At 66.2% G+C, this 17,259-nt stretch carries 25 protein-coding genes; 22 read left to right on the forward strand and 3 right to left on the reverse strand.

Annotated features, from left to right (window positions below; translation table 11 throughout):
• Positions 1–14 precede the first annotated feature (14 nt).
• The 9 genes from AC4FS1_RS17605 to AC4FS1_RS17645 all read left to right on the forward strand — a co-directional run bounded on the left by AC4FS1_RS17605 (position 15) and on the right by AC4FS1_RS17645 (position 4,467).
• Entirely contained in the window at positions 15–932 is a 918-nt protein-coding gene (locus tag AC4FS1_RS17605; protein WP_491157155.1) for a phage major capsid protein, read from the forward strand.
• Between the two features lie 12 nt (positions 933–944).
• Positions 945–1,073, forward strand: coding sequence for a hypothetical protein (locus tag AC4FS1_RS17610; RefSeq protein ID WP_491157157.1), 129 nt, complete (start codon positions 945–947; stop codon positions 1,071–1,073).
• Positions 1,074–1,088: 15 nt separating this feature from the next.
• Positions 1,089–1,559, forward strand: a complete 471-nt coding sequence (locus AC4FS1_RS17615; protein ID WP_491157159.1) for a hypothetical protein — start codon at positions 1,089–1,091, stop codon at positions 1,557–1,559.
• A complete protein-coding gene (locus AC4FS1_RS17620) occupies positions 1,556–1,963 on the forward strand; it encodes a DUF6093 family protein (RefSeq protein WP_491157161.1) in 408 nt (135 codons plus the stop codon). The genes AC4FS1_RS17615 and AC4FS1_RS17620 overlap by 4 nt, the downstream gene beginning before the upstream one ends.
• Positions 1,964–1,972: 9 nt before the next feature.
• Positions 1,973–2,365, forward strand: a complete 393-nt coding sequence (locus tag AC4FS1_RS17625) for a hypothetical protein (protein ID WP_491157163.1) — start codon at positions 1,973–1,975, stop codon at positions 2,363–2,365.
• Positions 2,362–2,784 (forward strand): hypothetical protein, encoded by a 423-nt coding sequence (locus AC4FS1_RS17630; protein ID WP_491157164.1) that lies wholly within the window; start codon positions 2,362–2,364, stop codon positions 2,782–2,784. Before AC4FS1_RS17625 ends, AC4FS1_RS17630 begins: the two co-directional genes overlap by 4 nt.
• Positions 2,785–2,901: 117 nt before the next feature.
• The gene (locus AC4FS1_RS17635; protein ID WP_491157166.1) at positions 2,902–3,423 is read left to right on the forward strand and encodes a phage tail tube protein; all 522 of its coding nucleotides are present in this window, start codon (positions 2,902–2,904) and stop codon (positions 3,421–3,423) included.
• A 139-nt stretch (positions 3,424–3,562) separates the two neighbouring features.
• Positions 3,563–4,081 (forward strand): hypothetical protein, encoded by a 519-nt coding sequence (locus AC4FS1_RS17640; protein WP_491157168.1) that lies wholly within the window; start codon positions 3,563–3,565, stop codon positions 4,079–4,081.
• A gap of 137 nt (positions 4,082–4,218) precedes the next feature.
• Complete coding sequence (locus AC4FS1_RS17645) at positions 4,219–4,467, forward strand: hypothetical protein (protein ID WP_491157170.1); 249 nt, start codon at positions 4,219–4,221, stop codon at positions 4,465–4,467.
• Here the strand turns inward: AC4FS1_RS17645 and AC4FS1_RS17650 are convergent.
• Positions 4,464–4,793, reverse strand: a complete 330-nt coding sequence (locus AC4FS1_RS17650; RefSeq protein WP_491157171.1) for a DUF732 domain-containing protein — start codon at positions 4,791–4,793, stop codon at positions 4,464–4,466. The genes AC4FS1_RS17645 and AC4FS1_RS17650 overlap by 4 nt on opposite strands.
• A 43-nt stretch (positions 4,794–4,836) precedes the next feature.
• On the opposite strand from AC4FS1_RS17650, the gene AC4FS1_RS17655 reads away from it, so the two are divergent.
• The 11 genes from AC4FS1_RS17655 (at position 4,837) to AC4FS1_RS17705 (ending at position 14,969) form a co-directional block, all read left to right on the forward strand.
• The gene (locus AC4FS1_RS17655; protein ID WP_491157173.1) at positions 4,837–7,578 is read left to right on the forward strand and encodes a phage tail tape measure protein; all 2,742 of its coding nucleotides are present in this window, start codon (positions 4,837–4,839) and stop codon (positions 7,576–7,578) included.
• Entirely contained in the window at positions 7,578–8,516 is a 939-nt protein-coding gene (locus AC4FS1_RS17660) for a hypothetical protein (RefSeq protein ID WP_491157174.1), read from the forward strand. Before AC4FS1_RS17655 ends, AC4FS1_RS17660 begins: the two co-directional genes overlap by 1 nt.
• Before the next feature lies 1 nt (position 8,517).
• Positions 8,518–9,627 carry a hypothetical protein gene (locus tag AC4FS1_RS17665; protein ID WP_491157176.1) on the forward strand — a complete coding sequence of 370 codons (1,110 nt, stop codon included), beginning with the start codon at positions 8,518–8,520 and terminating at the stop codon, positions 9,625–9,627.
• 55 nt (positions 9,628–9,682) lie between these two features.
• A complete protein-coding gene (locus AC4FS1_RS17670) occupies positions 9,683–10,510 on the forward strand; it encodes a hypothetical protein (RefSeq protein WP_491157178.1) in 828 nt (275 codons plus the stop codon).
• A gap of 66 nt (positions 10,511–10,576) precedes the next feature.
• Entirely contained in the window at positions 10,577–11,158 is a 582-nt protein-coding gene (locus AC4FS1_RS17675) for a hypothetical protein (RefSeq protein ID WP_491157179.1), read from the forward strand.
• 23 nt (positions 11,159–11,181) lie between these two features.
• Positions 11,182–11,931 carry a M15 family metallopeptidase domain-containing protein gene (locus AC4FS1_RS17680; RefSeq protein WP_491157181.1) on the forward strand — a complete coding sequence of 250 codons (750 nt, stop codon included), beginning with the start codon at positions 11,182–11,184 and terminating at the stop codon, positions 11,929–11,931.
• 86 nt (positions 11,932–12,017) lie between these two features.
• Entirely contained in the window at positions 12,018–12,383 is a 366-nt protein-coding gene (locus tag AC4FS1_RS17685) for a hypothetical protein (protein ID WP_491157183.1), read from the forward strand.
• Positions 12,380–12,778: a hypothetical protein gene (locus AC4FS1_RS17690; RefSeq protein WP_491157184.1), complete on the forward strand. Its 399-nt coding sequence runs from the start codon at positions 12,380–12,382 to the stop codon at positions 12,776–12,778. Before AC4FS1_RS17685 ends, AC4FS1_RS17690 begins: the two co-directional genes overlap by 4 nt.
• Positions 12,779–12,788: 10 nt before the next feature.
• Positions 12,789–13,031, forward strand: a complete 243-nt coding sequence (locus AC4FS1_RS17695) for a hypothetical protein (RefSeq protein WP_491157186.1) — start codon at positions 12,789–12,791, stop codon at positions 13,029–13,031.
• A 90-nt stretch (positions 13,032–13,121) separates the two neighbouring features.
• Positions 13,122–14,087, forward strand: a complete 966-nt coding sequence (locus tag AC4FS1_RS17700; RefSeq protein WP_491157188.1) for a hypothetical protein — start codon at positions 13,122–13,124, stop codon at positions 14,085–14,087.
• A 3-nt stretch (positions 14,088–14,090) separates the two neighbouring features.
• A complete protein-coding gene (locus AC4FS1_RS17705; RefSeq protein ID WP_491157189.1) occupies positions 14,091–14,969 on the forward strand; it encodes an alpha/beta hydrolase family protein in 879 nt (292 codons plus the stop codon).
• Here AC4FS1_RS17705 and AC4FS1_RS17710 read toward each other — a convergent pair.
• Positions 14,966–15,178, reverse strand: coding sequence for a hypothetical protein (locus AC4FS1_RS17710; RefSeq protein WP_491157191.1), 213 nt, complete (start codon positions 15,176–15,178; stop codon positions 14,966–14,968). The two genes, AC4FS1_RS17705 and AC4FS1_RS17710, sit on opposite strands and share 4 nt — an antisense overlap.
• A gap of 275 nt (positions 15,179–15,453) precedes the next feature.
• Here AC4FS1_RS17710 and AC4FS1_RS17715 point away from each other — a divergent pair, with 275 nt between their 5' ends.
• Positions 15,454–16,368 (forward strand): tyrosine-type recombinase/integrase, encoded by a 915-nt coding sequence (locus AC4FS1_RS17715; RefSeq protein WP_491157193.1) that lies wholly within the window; start codon positions 15,454–15,456, stop codon positions 16,366–16,368.
• On the opposite strand, the gene AC4FS1_RS17720 is transcribed toward AC4FS1_RS17715, so the two are convergent.
• Positions 16,365–16,673 (reverse strand): hypothetical protein, encoded by a 309-nt coding sequence (locus AC4FS1_RS17720; RefSeq protein WP_491157194.1) that lies wholly within the window; start codon positions 16,671–16,673, stop codon positions 16,365–16,367. The two genes, AC4FS1_RS17715 and AC4FS1_RS17720, sit on opposite strands and share 4 nt — an antisense overlap.
• Positions 16,674–16,892: 219 nt before the next feature.
• On the opposite strand from AC4FS1_RS17720, the gene AC4FS1_RS17725 reads away from it, so the two are divergent.
• Positions 16,893–17,105, forward strand: a complete 213-nt coding sequence (locus tag AC4FS1_RS17725) for a DUF3263 domain-containing protein (RefSeq protein ID WP_491157196.1) — start codon at positions 16,893–16,895, stop codon at positions 17,103–17,105.
• The last annotated feature ends 154 nt before the right edge of the window (positions 17,106–17,259 follow it).

The following is a 17,259-nucleotide window of genomic DNA, read 5'->3' on the forward strand; positions in this document are numbered from 1 at the left end:
CCAAGGAGTAAACCATGGCTGTACTCGCAACTTCGGGGCTCGTGCTCCCGAAGAACATCGCATCCGGCATCTGGAAGAAGGCGCAGACCGGTTCGGCCGTCGCCGCCCTCTCCGGGCAGGAGCCGCAGCGGTTCGGCGAGGTCACACAGATGACCCTCACCGGCCGCCCCCGCGCTGAGCTCGTGGGAGAAGGTGCGGACAAGAACGACACCAACGCCACCTTCGGCTCGAAGGTCGTCACGCCCCACAAGTTCCACGTGACGATGCGCTTCAACCAGGAAGTCAAGTGGGCCGACGAGGAGTACCAGCTCAGCGTCCTCTCGACCCTCGCGTCGGAGGGTGGCGAGGCGCTGTCTCGTGCTCTCGACCTCGGCGTCTTCCACGGCATCAACCCCCGCGCCGGCACCGTCGCCTCCTCGATCGTCGCAGGAGACCGCATCGGCACCACCACCAACGCGGTCGAGATCACCACGGCGACTCTCACCACGCCCGACCTCGTCATCGAGCAGGCCGCGGGCCTCGTGATCGCCGACGGGTACATCCCGAACGGTATCGCCTTCGACCCGACCTACTCGTGGACCGTCGCTACGGCGCGGTACGCGGATGGCCGCAAGAAGTACCCCGAGCTCGGCTTCGGCGCGAACATCACGTCGTTCGAGGGCCTGCCGGCGTACTCGACCACCACCGTCTCGGGTCTTCCCGAGGCTTCGGCGAACTCGGGCATCAAGGCGATCGTCGGGCAGTGGGACGCGCTCCGCTGGGGTGTGCAGGAGTACATCCCCGTGGAGGTTATCGAGTTCGGTGACCCGGACGGTCTGGGCGACCTGAAGCGGAAGAACCAGATCGCTCTCCGCATCGAGGTCGTGTACGGCTGGGGCGTCATGGACCTCGACGCGTTCGCGAAGGTCACCGACTCCGTCGCCAACGTCTGATCGGAGGCTGACATGTCGAAGTTCATCAACACCGACACGCAGGTAGTCGTCTCCGTCGCTGACGAGAAGGACGACCGCTTCGGCGAGGGCTGGGAAAAGGTCGAGGAGACCAAGACCAGCGCTCGCACGAAGAAGTCCTGAGAGAAGGGGGCGGTCATGGCTGTGACACCCGCAAACATCGCGGTCGCGCTCGGCGTGGCCGCCCCCCAATCAGGCTCGCTCACGGAGCAGCAGTGGGAGATGTGGATCTCCGACGCGGAGATGCTCATCGAGACCCGTCGCGCCGAGTTGGATGCGGACGCGCCCGGTGAGGCGAAGGTCGACTACGTCGTCCGCGAAGCCGTCGTCGCCCAGGTCAAACGACCCGACGACGCCACACAGGTGACGATCTCCGTGGACGACGCCTCTTCGTCCCGGACCTACCACTCCAGCAAGGGCCGTGTCGTGATCCTCGAGGAGTGGTGGACACTCTTGGGGCTCCGCAACGACGGGGGAGCGTTCTCCCTCGACATGGTCGGCACGTCCACCATGCACCTCCCCTGGTGCTCCCTCAACTTCGGTGCCCTGTACTGCTCATGCGGTGCCGATATCGCCGGCCACCCGATCTATGAGAGGCCGGACTGGTGAGCCTCGGGTCGGACGTCGCCGCGGTCCTCCCGGAGTTGCGCGCGCAGGCCGAGTCCCTCCACACGGACACGTTCACCGTCTACCGCCCCACAGGGGAGATGGTCACGGACCCGGACACATGGACAGAGGTTCCCGAGCTCGCGACGATCCTCGAGGGCGTGGCCGGGAAGCTGCAGACGGGGATGACGCAGGCCCGTGAGGCGCAGACCCCGGGTGTGAAGGTCGCCGAGACATCCCTGACCTGGCATACGTCGGTGAACACGGTCGGGGTGCGCACGGACGACGTGATCGAGTGCACCGCATCCGTGGACCCGGAACTCGTGGGTAAGCGGGTGCGTGTCACGGGCGACTTCCTGAAGTCCCTGAAGACCGCGCGCCGGTACCCGGTTGAGCACACATCCTGAGGAGGGGTCATGGCCGACTTCGACTTCTCCGACATCAACAAACTCACCGCCGACCTCGGCAAAGTCGCCCGCGCTGCGCATCCGAATGTGAAGAAGTCGGTCGAGGTGACCGCCCGGCATGTGAAGGACACGTGGCGGAAGAAGCTGCAGGGATCATCCACTCTCCCGGGCCTGCCGCGTGCGGTGTCGTATGACGTGAAGACCAGCCCCGGTGGGGTCGAGGGTGAGGTCGGGTTCGACAAGGCCGGCCAGGGAAACCTCGGCAACATCTCGGAGTTCGGGTCCCCGACGGTCGCGCCCCGCGGGTTCGGGCTCGCGTCGCTCGAGGAGAACGTGGACGACTACGTCAAGGGAATCGGGCTCGCCGCCGGCGACACCCTGAAGGACGGGAACCTGTCGTGAGGTTCCACACGCAGGCCGTGAAGGCACGCATCCAGGAGATCACCGCCCTCGCGACGAAGACCTACCTCGGGATTGCGCCGCGCACGTCCACAGGAGCGATCTCTGCGCCACCGCTCGTCCTCATCCACCCGGCGGGCGGCACAGACACGCAGGAGCGCCTCGCCGGGCCTCGCGTGACCCAGCATCCCCGATTCACCCTTCACATCGTCGGGTCGTCAGTGGACAACGTCGAGACGATCAGGGACGCGGTCAAGGCGAAGTTCGTCGTGAATGGCCGCGGCATCCCGCCGACAGTCGCCGGCGAGGTGACGTCGGACCTCACATGGTCGGAGCCGGTCCCCGTGCAGTGGGACTACGACACCACCCCTGCGGTGCCGTACGCCATCGTCGAACTCGCCTTCACGAGCGAACCCGCGTAACCCCAACTACTTGAGGCCCTGCCATTCGGCGGGGCCTTTTCCATTCCACCCGCAATCCCGCGGGTAACCCGGTCCTGCGGGTTTCTCCGTCAGGGCTCAACGCACGAAGGAGAAACCATGGTTGATGTAGCTGATGTGGTCCCCGCGGCCATCGATGTCGACGGGACCCTCGTCATCTGGTGGGTGCCGGCGATCGCCGACCTCGCCGCGCCGAAGGCCGCCACGGAGCTCGGTGGCACTGGCGCGTTCCGGGTGACGCACTCGTTCACCCCGGGCGGGTTCCCGCTCGACGGCGACCAGACGAAGAACAGCGACCCGCGCCTCGGCCTCGAGGTCGACCTGGAGTCGCTGGGCAAGCGGACCGACACCCTCGGCACGCTGGAGTACGTCGACTCGGACAACACGTCGTCGGCTGCGGTCGTGCTCAAGCCGACCCCGCCCGCCAAGACCAAGCCGGGGTACTTCGTGATCCGGCGTGGGGTGCCCAACGGGACTCTCGCCGCTGCGTCCCAGAAGGTCATCGTCGTCCCGGTGACGCTCGGGTCGCAGATCTTCCCCATGAACACGGAGGGCAAGCACCGCATCAAGCAGGCCACGTCCATCACGGGGCCGATCGTCCAGGGCGTCCTCGCGGCCTGACCCATCTCCTGCGGGGGTGCTTCCACCGGGCACCCCCGCAGGTCTTTCCTCACCCGGTGGAGTAACGGTGGAACACAGAATGGCAACGTTCGAGGAGATGCTCGCTGCGGTCGCGGCGAAGCCCCGAAAGACGATCGACGTGTCCGTGATCTTCGATGAGGAGATCGTGGATGAGAGGGCAAGCCTCGAGGCGGCCCTCGAAACAGCCGACGACGATCCGCGCCTCGGCTCGATCTCGGAGGCTGACAAGATCCGGGAGCGGCTGATCCGACTGGAGGACGACGCTGAGGACGCGCGTGTCTGGCTGCGGTTCACCCGCCTCCCAACGCGCGCGTGGATGGAACTCACATCAATCCATGACGTGCGGCTCGAATCCGAGATCGACAAGTTCTACGGGTTCAACTGGGACGCCGTCTGCGAGGCCGCCGCGCGGTACCGCGACAAGCTCACCGGCCAGGCGTTCGGGCACCGTCTCGACGGCGACCAGCCAGTGGAGATGACCCCGGAGAACTGGGACGTCCTCTACGACCGGCTCCCCGGCGGCGAGGCTACGCAGATCCGCGACGCCATCTGGGAGCTCAACACGTTCGGGCCGGCGCAGAAGCGTGAGGCCCTGGTAAAAACCTTCGGAGCAACGTCGCGCTCCGTGACCAACTAGCTCTCTCCGCGCGTCTCGGAATCGCACCGAAGCGGTTCTGGGGGTGGGAGCCGACCACTTTCTACACCTACGACGACGATGGCCGGCTCGTCTCGTCCACGGTCGAACCGGAATGGGACGACGACCAGCGTGCGCTTGTGTTGGCGGCTGACCTCGTCGAGCGGATGACCGGGTCGAATGGGGAATGGTTGCCTGAGGCGACCGCCGACCCGAACGACTACGAGTCGGGAGTCACAGTCCGGTACAAGCCGAGCGAAGAGAAGGTCAACCAGGCGGAGAAGGCGCGGTTGGACAAGCTCGACGAGATCAAGAAGGAAAAGGGCGAGAAGGCGAATATGAACGGCGTCTTCGTCACCGTCGAGAGGCGCGAGTTCCGCCGGAGCTAACGCTCCTGCTCGGGGCAATACTCCCGCGCGCTGGCAAAGATCACCGCTTCGGCCTCATCTGGCTCAAGCCCCGACACGGTGAGCGAGTGGGCCGTGTCGTCGAACGTGGACCCGTCGTCCAAGGCGTCGCACACGGACTCACCGATCGTGACCAGTTGCTCGTCGCTCGATCCGAAGAACGCCCCCGTCTCGCGCATTTCGTCCAGGAACGAAGAGGTCGTCGGCGTCGGCGTCGGGGTCGGTGTTGGGGCTGGGGCGGCGGGGGAAGCGCAGCCCGTGAGCCCGACGGACAGAAGCAGACCGGCCAGCAGCACTCGCTTTCGCATGCGCTGACTCTACAACTCCACATCTGACACCCGGGAGGTTCCCTTGGCCGACCGGACAGTCAAAGTCACGCTGCAGGCAGTAGTCGCCGACTATGTCGCGAACATGCGCAAGGCGCGCGATACGACCGACGAGGTCGGCGGCGCGGGCTCGAAGACAGCGACGAAGCTCGCCGAGCAGAAGAAGGCGATGGAGACCGTGGGGCGCGCTGGTATCGCGCTCGGGGCCGCGCTGGCAGCCGGTGTCGCAGTGGCGATCGCCAAGTTCGCGGAGTTCGACGCGCAGATGAGCAACGTTCAGGCTGCGACGAAAGAGTCCAGCGAGAACATGGCGTTGCTGCGGCAGGCGGCTATCGACGCGGGTGCTTCGACCGTGTTCTCCGCGACGGAAGCCGCGGGGGCGATCGAGGAACTCTCGAAGGCGGGTGTTTCGACTGCGGACATCCTGTCCGGGGCCCTGGCGGGTTCTCTGGACCTCGCAGCCGCGGGGCAACTGTCGGTGGCTCGCGCGGCCGAGATTACCGCCACGGCGCTGAACCAGTACGGCCTCAAGGGCGACCAGGCGGCGCACGTCTCCGACGTCCTCGCCGCCGGTGCCGGTAAGGCGATGGGTTCCGTTGAAGACCTCGCGAACGGTCTTAAGTTCGTCGGCCCCGTGGCGGCATCCATGGGTGTCTCGCTCGAGGAGACCACCGGTGTCCTGGCGTTGTTCGCTCAGCAGGGCATCATCGGCGAGCAGGCCGGCACGTCGCTGCGAGGGGTCCTGGCATCGCTCACTTCCCCTTCCGCTCAGGCGCGCCAGGAGATCGAGCGGCTCGGCATCACCCTGTACGACTCGCAGGGGAACTTCCTCGGTCTGGAGAACGCCGCCGGGCAGCTGTCGAAGGCGTATGGCCAGATGGACGGCGCGTCACGCGACGCGTCTATGGGCATCATCTTCGGCCGTGAGACGGTCACCGCCGCGACGGCGCTCTACCAGGCCGGCGCGGGCGGCGTGCAGGAGTGGACCGAAGCGGTTGACGACAGTGGCTTCGCCGCTGAGCAGGCGCGGCAGCGGCTCGACAACCTCAAGGGTGACCTCGAAGCGCTGTCGGGAGCGATGGATTCCGCTCTGATCCAGACGGGTTCAGCGGCGAACGAGACCCTCCGCGGCATGGTGCAGGCGCTTACCGGCCTCATCGATATGTACAACGACCTCCCGGTGTCCGTGCAGCAGTCCGTTCTCGTCATCGGCGGGGCAACAGCCGCGGTCACTCTCGCCGGCGGTGCCGCTCTCCTCGCAGTGCCGAAGTTCCTCGAGATGCGGGCGGCAATCACGACGGCAGGCCTCTCCATGGGCGGCGTCGCTCTGAAGGCCGGGGCGGCTGGGCTCGCCCTGGGTGGGCTGATGGCGATCGTCGGAGCCGTCGCCACGCGTCACGCCGAGATGGCCGCAGGTTCTGCGGAGTTCGCAGACACACTCGACGAGCTCTCCGGCGCGGTGACCAACAACACCCGCAAGATGATCGCGAAGAAGCTCGCGGACGAGGGCGCGTTCGAGGGCGCGGAGCGGGCGGGTGTCTCGCAGAAGGAGCTCACCGACGCTCTCTATGAGGGTGGTGACGCGGTCGACGCTGTGCGTCAGAAGATGTACGACTACGCGAACGGTAACCCTTTCGACTCAAGCATCGCTGGTTCGGTGAACGCGCTGAACCACCTGAGCGAGCAACTCGAGGGCGCAAAGGACCGTCACGGCGACCTCGCGGACGCGGAAGTCGAAGGCGTAGACGCGACGGAGTCGGCAGCAGCGGCCTATGTCGCGGCGGCTGACGAGGCATCAGGGCTGAACGACGAACTGCAGGCGCTGATCGACAAGATCAACGAAGCGAACGGCGTCGGCCAGGACGCGGTCACCGCGAACGCGAACTACCGGGACGCTCTCGCCGGCATCAGTGAAGAGGTGCAGCGACAGCGAGACGAGTTCGAGAAGACGAACGGGACGCTTGAGGGTTTCAATCTCTCGCTCGACGAGAACACGGACTCCGGTTCCGCTAACGCCGCCATGCTCGCGGAGGTGGCTGGTGCAGCCCAGGGAGCCGCCCAAGCTCAGTTCGATGTGGACAAGACGACGATGTCCGCCGAGGACGCGACGAAGAAGTACAACGAGACCCTCGGCGCGCAGAGGCAAGCGTTCATTGACGCCGCCACTCAGGCGGGGTACAGCGCTGACGAGGTACAGATTCTCGCCGACAAGGTATTCGCGTTGCCGGATGCTAAGCAGCTCGCGATCATCGCCGAGACGGCCGCGGCGCAGCAGACGATCGACCGGTTCGTATGGGCGAACGACGGTCGCCGGATCAATCTGATCGTCGATGGTCAGGTGGGCCGTCAGGTCAATGGGGAAGCAATGATTGCCCGCGCTGCTGGTGGACCGATCTTCGGGCCGGGTACTGGCACCTCTGACTCGATCATCGCGCGGGTATCCAACGGTGAGCACGTCCTGACGGCCGCCGAGGTGGCCGCAGCAGGCGGGCACGGTGCGATCTACGCGATGCGCCGCGCGATCCTCTCGGGTGAGATTCACCGCTTCGCAGGCGGTGGTGGCGTCGGGTACGTGCAGCCCCAGTACGCGTCCTCGTCCCCGGTGATCCGGGTCAACGCTCCTGCCCCATCTCTGGACGGTGCATCCATCACGGGGCGCCTAGAGATCGGTGGTGACGGGCTAGCTCGGATCATCGACGGGCGGATCTCGGTAGCTGAGTCGTCGTCATCGCGGGTGGATAACGCCGGGAAGCGGAAGAGGTTCTGATGCCGTACGCACCGACTCTGACGCCCTACACGGACGCTGACCCGTGCCCTCGGGTGGAGGTGTTCTTCGAGGAGTTCGCACCGGGTACGGACACGGTCACCGTGTACCGCACTGCGAAGGGCCGGGAGTACGAGGTCCGTGGGGCCGTGCGGGCTGGCACGGCTGGGTCGTTGTCGCGGATCGATTTCGAGGCACCGTTCAACATGCCGGTGACGTACCGGGCGGAGATGTTCGACGCCGCCGGGTTGTCGTTGGGGTTCACCGATCCCGCCACGATGGGTGAGCACTTCGAGATCATGGACGACGCGTTCCCGGAGGACGACATCTTCCCCGGCGACGACATGTTCCCCGGCGGCGTGGTCTCTACCGGTGTTGGCCTGGTGTCCCCGGTGACGTGGCTGCATAACCCGCTGCGCCCCGAGGGTGCGGTCGCGGTGGTTCTGTCCGGCGGGACGGGTGAGACCCTGTCCCGGCCTGTCCCGGGGGCGGTGTCGTACCCGTTGGGCCGGCGCGTGGGTGTGATGCTGACAGAACCCCGCCGCGGGGTGTCACGGCTGCGGTTCGATGTGCGCGTCTTCACGCTCGAGGACGCCGACAAGGTGCAGGCGTTGGTCGGGGATGAGACGAACAACCTGCCCCCGGTGATCTGCGTCCGCCTGGGTGGGGATGAGCAGCGTCTCCGCATCCCGCAGCCGATGTTCCTGGGTGTGCAGGACATCGTTGAGGAATCGATCAACGTGTTCTGGGGTGGGGAAGACACCCGCCAGTTGATGGTGGGTGACGAGGTCGCACCGCCCATCCCGGGGCTGTTCATCCCGCTCCTGACGAACGCGGATCTGAACGCGTACTACGCGACGAACGCGGCGCTGAACGCCGCGTACCTTCGCAACGCCGATGTGAACCGTGACTACTCGCTGGCCGGCACGGGAGGTGCGTGACATGCGTCGTCATAGTGAAGCGCTTCTGGACGCCCTCACGGGGTCGTTTGTCCGTTCGGTGACCGTGAATGTGTTCCACGGGTCTGACCGTGTCAAGGAGGGGCTGCGCCTGGAGTCGTGGTCGCTGGACGGTGACATGGACAACGAGATCACCGCGACTGGGTCTGGGGTGGTCGTTTACGAGTCGGTGAACGGCGAGTCACTGGTCCCCGTGGGGACGAAGGGTGTCCTCTCCCCGTTCCGTGCGACGTTGGAACTGGTCATGCACATCACCGCGGGCACGTTCGAAGAGTCCGTGAGTCTGGGGTTGTTTGACCTGACGACGGTGACTTCGGCGTCGGATGTGACGGCGACAGTGAACGGTGTCGACCGGGTGGTTGCTTCCCGGGTGGCGGTGCAGTTCTCCTCACTGGAGGAGCGGGTCCGACGGTGGGGGTTCCGATCTGCGGAGCAGCCCCACTCGTTGGACTCCTGCTGGAATGAGATCCGCCGCATCACGGGCATGCCGGTCGTAGAGACAGTGCCGGACACTCCGATTCCCGCGTCGACATGGTGGGAGCCGAAGCAGGGCGGCCGGATCGAGGCGGTGCAGAAACTCGCCGACATTCTCGGCGGTGTCCCTGTGGTGAACTCCGCGGGGGCGTTCACGATCGTGCCTGACGAAATGGGCGACCCGGTTGGTGAGTTGCATCTGGGCTCGCGCGGAACGGTGACCGACGTGGGGTACTCGGTGGACACGTCTACCGTCTACAACGTTGTCGTCGGGCACTTCGAGGACGATGCCCGGAACGAGATCTGGGAGGTTGCCGCGCAGACCATTGGTGATCTGGCGGTCGGCGGCGACTACGGGGAGAACACCCGTTACTACTCGTCCGATTTCGTGAGGACCCGTGAGCAGGCGCGGTCCGCGGTGGCGAAGGTGCTTGCGCTGTCTGTGGGGTCGCAGGAGTACGACGTACCGGTTCAGTGCCACGTGAATCCGCTCGTGGAGCTCGGTGACGTGCTCGAGCTGAAGGGGTGGAAGCAGCCGCTCACTGGGCGGCTCGTGTCATACAAGCTCTCCGATTCTGAGCTGATGACGGTGACGTTGCGTGTGACGCGCGCGCTGTGAGAGGGGCGACATGACTGGTGATCGCCTACGGGAGCAGATATCCCGAATCCCTTCGGTGCGGTCACACACGGCCACGCTGGTGCGGATGGAAGCGGGGCTCGCCGTTATCAACACGGGCGACACGCAGATCCGGGTCCCCTGCGTGGGGTACAACCCCCCGCGGGTGGGGATGACGGTGCAGGTTGAGTGGCGCGATGGGAAGCCGGCGGTGATCGGCCCGGCCGTGACGAGGTCTCCGGTGGGGGTCATCACGGGAACAGGTTCCCCGAAAGCTGAGGTCACGGTCGACGGGGTGGCTTATCTGCTGCCGTACCTGTCTTGGTACGAGCCAACCGTCAGCGATGTGGTGTCGGTCGATTGGCTGATGGAAGTGATCGTGGGGTCGTTGTCAACGACACCGCCCGCGCCCGAAGAGCCCGCCACCCCGGGTGCGGTCGTAACCCCGTTCGACGTAACCATCCTCGCAGCAGCGTCATCGAAGTGGTCCTTGTCGTACGGGAACTACTTCGGCGGGTCTGAGGTGTGGGCCGGGAACACGACGAACGGCGTGTGGGTGTACGGCAATGCGTTCCGTGACGGTGTAGGCCCCTCGGCGACGATCTCCCGCGTGTGGATCAACCTGCCGTTGATTTCGCAGACGGGGAACTGCTCCCTCGGACTCCACGACCTCGCGTCCTTGTCGGGTGCACCCGGGATCCACGCGCAATACCCCCTGAACCCTCGTGGCGGGTGGGTGGAGATTCCCCCGTCGTTCGGCGAGTACCTGAAAGCGGGAGGCCGGGGGATCGGCGTCACCGCGCCCGGTGGCGGCCTCACCAAGTGGCGGGGCGCCCCGTCCCCGGACTCCTGGTCTGGCGCGCTCCGCGTTCAAGGAACCCGCTAACCACCCCCGACAACACGTCCCATGCCGCCACTCCTCCGGGGGTGGCTTTTCCTTTGGAGGTCCACCTTGACGGCCAGCAGCTTCGACCCGATCACGGGCGCACCGATCTTCGCTGACGGTGACGCCCCGGATGTGGCACAGAACGCCACGGAGGTCGCGGAATACGCGGCAAGTGTTGGCACCCGCCTGATCGGGTCCACCACGCAGCGCACCGGGTACGACTTCGCGCGGGCGGGGCTGCGGTGGTACGACACGACCCTGAACGCCGAGTTCGTGCACAACGGTTCCGGCTGGGTGGAGAAGGAGTCCGACCCGGGCTGGGTGACCATCACGTCCTACGCCACCGGAATGTCCGCGTACCAGGCGGGCTCCCGGTATCGAATCAAGGACGGATGGCTCGCGCTGGTGGTGTCCGTGCAGGGCGCCATCCCTTCCGGGGGGTACACGACCCTGTTCGCGACGCCGTCCGCGATCGCGCCGGCCGCCGATGCGATCCGGTTCGGTGGGCTCGGATCCTCGGGTCACCCGGTCGGGTTCTCGTGGGAGTCGGGCAACGTCGTCGTGAGCCATTTCTCCGGGTCGAACCGTGCATGGGTGGCCGGGTCCGCGGCGATCCCGCTGGGTGTCCCGTACTTCCCGGGGTCGTAATCATGGGTGGCGCACCGAGCATTGTGACGCTTCGCCCGGGGGTGCAGTTCACCCCGGAGGCGGGCGCTTCGTTCCGTCGCGCTGAGGGCGCGTGGGGTCGGTGGATCGACATCAACCGCACGTACGCGGATTACGACACGCAGCTGCGGATGTACAACGCGTGGAACCGGTATAGGGACTCGGGGTTCAAGCCGGCCCTGAACCCGGGACACTCGCGGGCGCTGCACCCGAACGACTCGATGCATTGCCGGGGTCTCGCGCTCGATTCCGACGACTGGCGCACTCCCGGGTTCGTCAATCACATGGCCGAACACGGGTGGATTCGCACCGCCCCGAACGACCCGACCGAGCAACACCACTTCGAGTACCAGTCGTGGCGCGACCATCACCGCAACGAGCCCGCGTTCGCGGGAGATGAGGACGAGGACATGCCACTGAACGATGCTGACAAGACGTGGCTGAAGGCCGAGATCGCGAAGGCGGTCTGGAACCACCTGATCCAGCCTCAGGACGCGAACGGGAAGTACATTCCGGGCTCGTCTGGCGTTGTGGCTCGCGGGTTCCTGGCGTCCACGAACGCGCAGATTCAGGAGGCGCGTGCGGAGATCGCGGCGCTCCCGAAGAACGTGTGGGGGCACCTGATCCAGGCGCAGGACGCTGACGGGAAACCGCTGGTAGACGAGGCGGGGAAGCCGGTCGTGTTCCGTGCTTACGGGTTCGCGGCGTCCACGAACGCGCAGGTCGCTGATCTGCGTGAGCAGAAGGACACGTGAGCGTCGGTCGCCGCCTGTGGCGGGCGTCACCTGCGGAGCCGGAGCGACCACAGGTAGGGCATGAGAGTTTCCGTCTCGCGCCGGGCATGATCGCCCTCGCACTCCTCCTGAAGTATCTGGGGCTCATCGGTTACGGCATCCATGCCGCCCTCGTTGAGGTTCCGAGCTTCGTGATCGTTGGCGGGACCTATTTCGCGATCGGCTGGGCCATGGCGGTCACGCTCCTCGCCAGTCTGGCGCTGGCCGGCGTGGTGCGCACATGGAAGACCGGGAGATACCGGTTCGAGAAGAACGCGACCGCCACGCTGATCCTGGTGTTCCTGGCGTACAGCATCGTCCTCATCGGGCGTGGCGCTGTGACCCAGGACTGGGATTCCATCCCCCTGGCGTGGTTGCCGCTGATCCTCACGTGGTTCCCGATCATCCGCTACTACTCATTGGTGGGCCGATGAGCCCCGAACTGACCGGCGTGCTGTGGACGGCGTGTGCGCTGGTCGTTGTGGCGATCATCGGGTGGATCGGGAACATCGTCGTCAAGAAACTCCGCACCCGCGCTTCCGAACCGGAGATGTGGAGCCGTCTCGACCAACTCCACGTCGCTGTGTACGGAGGCGTCATGGATGGGCAGGAGAAGCCGGGCCTGATTCGCGACCTCGCCACGACGAACCAGAAGCTCGAGTCCGTCAAGCGAACCGCCGCCGCACAGGGGCGTGTGATCGGCGCAGTCGTACGTCAAGCCCCCGCCGACTTCGTGCCCCACCTGAACCCGGCAGACCTCGCCGAACTCGATGAGGACACCATCCCAACCGACCATCCGTGGCGCGCGAAACCGTCCACAACGACCTGAGGAGGTCACCATGTCTGATCCCATCCCCACCCAGACGCCGAACGTCGTCGTTGCCGACCCTCGCGTGCGCAAGGTCGCCGGCGTCGTCCTCGGCGTCGCGCTCATCCTGTTCCCCGCAGCCAGCATCCTCGACGCTGCGTCGCCGGAACTCGACTTCTCGCAGTGGCTCATCCCGGCCACCGCTGTGACGAGCTTCTTCGCTGGCGTGTTCGGCCTGGCCGTGACGACGCCGAACGTCCCGAGCAAGCGCTGATGCTCCGTTGGGCCGCGGTCATCCTCACGGGGACCGCGGCCTTCCTCATCTACTGTTCCCGCCTTCCCCATCCCGTTGAGGAGACCGCCCATGGCCGATGACATCAATACCCTGCCGGACGCGTCGGAGACGGTGAGCCCGGGACAGTCGGGGCTCTCCACCCATAGCCGATCCGTGGCGAAGATCGCGAACGCAATCAAGGCGCTCGTCACCGGCAGTGGGCCGCTCACCCCACAGGCCCTCGAGAACACGATTGCTGGTGTCGCAGCCGAGGAGATCGGGAACCCGGAGACCGCCGCGAACAACGCGGTCGTGACGATCGTGACCGAAGCGCTCGGAGACTTCACCCCCGGCGACGTGCCCCGGCAACTGTTCATCGGCGACGTGCTCACCATCGCGCGGCCCGAATGGGACGGTCCCGTCTACTGGATCACCACCGCCCCCGCCGACGCTGTAGTGGTGAACGTGCAGGCCGGCGATCAGGTGTTCCACGTGACCGCGGAGCCACTGCCTCCTGAGATCATCTGGGCGGACGACTTCAACCGGGCAGACGGCGCAGCCGGGAACACCGAGGTCGGCAACCTCCCCTGGGTGGTCCACGGCACCGCAGCAGCACCCACCATCGTCTCCAACCGGATGAACATCCCCTCTGGCACCGGCCCCGCTGTCATCGACTCAGGCACCCCGGACGGCATCCTGACCGTCCACATGCCCGTCGTCAGCACCGGAGCGATGGGCGTGATGTGGCGGTGCGTCGACAACACCGGGTACTGGCTACTCACCCGCACGGCCTCCGGCAACCTCGCCTACCAGATCCTCCGCCGGTCATCGTCCACGAACACCACCATCCCGCTCACCGTTCCCACGACGATGACCGATGCCGACGAGGTGGTCGTGACCCTCGACGGGAACGACATCACCGTCGAGATCAACGGTGTCGAGGTTTGGTCGGGCACAGACGCCACGCACTCCACAGCGACCAAACACGGCGTCTACGCTGGCGCCCTTCCGGCCGGCCGCTTTGATGACGTGTCCTTCACCACGTTGGGGGGATGATCCATGCCGACCACCCCGAACGGAACGGCGTACACCACCTATTCGGCCGTCGTGACGGGCGCGAGCACCGTCCGCTGGGCCGTAGCAGATTCGGTCCTGGCAACCGCCAGCATCCCTGTCGTGCTGTACGCGCACGGTTCCGGTGGCGCTTCCAATCAGTTCGAAACCCTCGCCGCATGGGAGGGCCTGCGCAACTGGCTGATCGACAACGGGTGGGCGTGGATCGAAGGCGTCGGCGGCGGCAACAAATCGTGGGGTAACGCATCCGCCCGCACCGCGTACGAGAACTCCTACCTCCATGTCGCTGGGGTCCTCGACCTCGGCGACGTAGTGGTTCTGGGCCGCTCCATGGGCGGTGTGGTGGCCTCCTGGCTGTACACGGAGTCGACCGTGGTTGCTCCCGTGTCCGTGGGGTGCATCATCAACTCCGGCGTGCAATCCCTCTCCGCGTGGTACGAGGCGGGGATCGACCAGGCGGCGGTGATGTCCGCCTACGACGCCGCCACAGAGGCGGCGTTCTATGCCGCGATCACCGGGTACGACCCGATCACCCGTCCCGCGTCACTGTGGGCGGGGAAAAACGTGATCCAGCTCGTCGGAACCGCGGACGACACGGTCCCCCCAGCCCACCACGGCTACGCAATGCGTGAGCACTACTCGGGACAGCCTGCGATCGACCTTCTCGACATTCGTGTCGGCGGTGACCATTCCGGCACCAACGGCTCCTATCTCGAAACCGACGTGATGACCGCGTTCCTTCTCGACGTCACGGGTGGGACGCCACCGGAACCGGAGCCGCGCCTGTTCTACCGCAACGTGGCGCGGTACTGGATCGACTCGAACCTCCGCCGGCACGTGGTGGCGGAGAGCGTCCCGATCTAGTGCGTGCAGGCTGAGTGCGTCAGCGCGGTCTCGCCTGGCGGGCACTCCCGAGCATCGCCCGCGGTGGCCATCAGAACGATAGGCACGACCAACACGGCCGCGGCGAGGATTGCGAGAACGGCGATACCGATCCGCTGCCCAATCCCGAGCGGCTGGCGCGCCTCCACGCTCTGACTGCTGTCCGCGTCCTCGCGGTGATCGATCGCCATATTGTCCCCCGTTTGGGGGACTCTAGCAGAACATGAGCCCGCTCTTATATGGGTCGCCTATGAGCAAATGAACAGGCGCTCGCTTGCTCAGATTGTTCCTGTCAGGGTTCCGCCAAATCAGGATCAGAAGAACGCCCCCGGCTTGCATCTACGGATGCTTGCCGGGGGCGTTTTGTCGTGCGTAGAATCGTCGTCTCCCGAAGATGGGAGCGCCCTCGCCGCGGCGGCAACCGCGGACGAGGGCTAGCCGAAACCAGCACTACCTGGAGACGACCATGCAACACCGTACCCCCGCGCGCCCTCTCGTCGCACTCACCGAGACGGATGCCGCGATCACCACGTTTCTCGCCCGCTACTCGGGTGACTCCCGCCGGTCGGAGCACTTCGCTCTTGCCCGCTTCCTCGCCTGGTACCCGCACCCGGACATCCTGCAGGCCACCCGCGCGGAGATCGAGATGTACGTCCATCACCTGCTCGAGGAGGAGGGGCTGAAGCGCTCGACCGTCTACGGGTACCTGTCGACGCTGTCGCAGTTCTTCAAGGTCGCTGTCGCGGACGGCCGGATCACCGCGGACCCGACCGTCATGGTCCGCCGGCCGAAGGTCTACTACGACGACAACCGCCTCACCCGCCTGTCCTCCCACGACGTCGAGAAGCTACTCCTGCACGCGCAGACCCGTTCACCGCAGCACACCGCGCTCGTGGCGCTCCTGGGCCTCCTGGGGCTGCGTGTGTCGGAGGCGGTCGGTGTACGGATCGAGGACTACTCCGGGTACGAGCGCGGACACCGGGTGCTGCACCTCGTCGGGAAGGGCGGGAAGCCCGCGACCATCCCGCTGCCGCCGCTCGTGTTCCGCATCCTCGACGCCGCTGCAGGCGACCGGAGAGAGGGTCCGCTGCTCACCACCCGCACCGGGCGCCAGATGACCCGGCACGACGCGTACCGGCGTATCGAGGTCCTCGGTCGGCAGTGCGGGCTGGGCCACATCCACCCGCACCAGCTGCGCCATGCGGCCGCGACCGCCGCGCTGGACGCAGGCGCGAGCGTGCGTGACGTGCAGGCGTTCGGTCGGTGGGCGGACCCGCGGATGGTGGACCGGTACGACCGGAACCGGCACAACCTCGACCGCCACGCCGCTTACAAGCTCGCGTCGCACATGTCAGCGATCGCCGACCGGATCGCGGTCTAGACCGCCGCGGTGCGGTGGGTGACCGCGTTACGCCAGACGACGATCTCCCACCCACCACCGGGCCCGTCGACCCAGACAACGCAGACCCGATCATTCGAGCCCTTGACGTAGCCCTTGCGGCGTTGCGCGGGCTGCACGTCGGGGAAATGCACCCACACCCACACCGGAGAGCGCGCACCAGACCAGTCGATGGGCCGGGTCCCGTACGCCTCCTGGGGGAGGGTTTGCGGGCCGGGGGTGGACGCGGCGAGGCGTGCATCCTGCATCGCATCAATCTGCACCGCGTACCGCTTATTCGACGTCATGGCCGGCGCTCCCTATCTCCGGCCACCCCCGATCCTAAAACGACACCGCCGACATCACACTCCCACGACGGCGACGTGACACGAGTTGCACCACCACCCGCCGGCGACCGGCCGTAACACCGTCCCGCAGTTCGCACAGTGCGGCCACGCTGCCACCTCGAGCCCGTCCATGCCGGGAGAGTACGCCGATGTCGGAACCCCCGAGGAAACTATCCACCGATGCCTACCCCAGCCGAGCTCCTCGACTTCGAGTCGACGTGGCCTCGCCATTCCGGCGTGAAGGAGGAAGCGATCATCCGGGCGTTCGGGATCAACCCGCCCAGGTATTACCAGCTGCTCCATCGAGCGGTCGAGAACGCCGAGGGGCTCGCGCATGATCCGATCACCGCGCACCGGGTTATCCGCCGCCGGTCGGACACTCCCCCGATGTAGCGTCTTCGCACGATCGGCTACAGTGTCGGCTACACCCGCGTAATTGCGGGGCGAAATACCCGGGAATGACAAAGGCCCTCTCCCCAATCAGCGACTGGGAAAGAGGACCTGTAGCAGGAGCGGGGCTTGAACCCGCGACCTCACGATTATGAGT

It is taken from the genome of Microbacterium sp. Z12_35, from assembly GCF_058310475.1.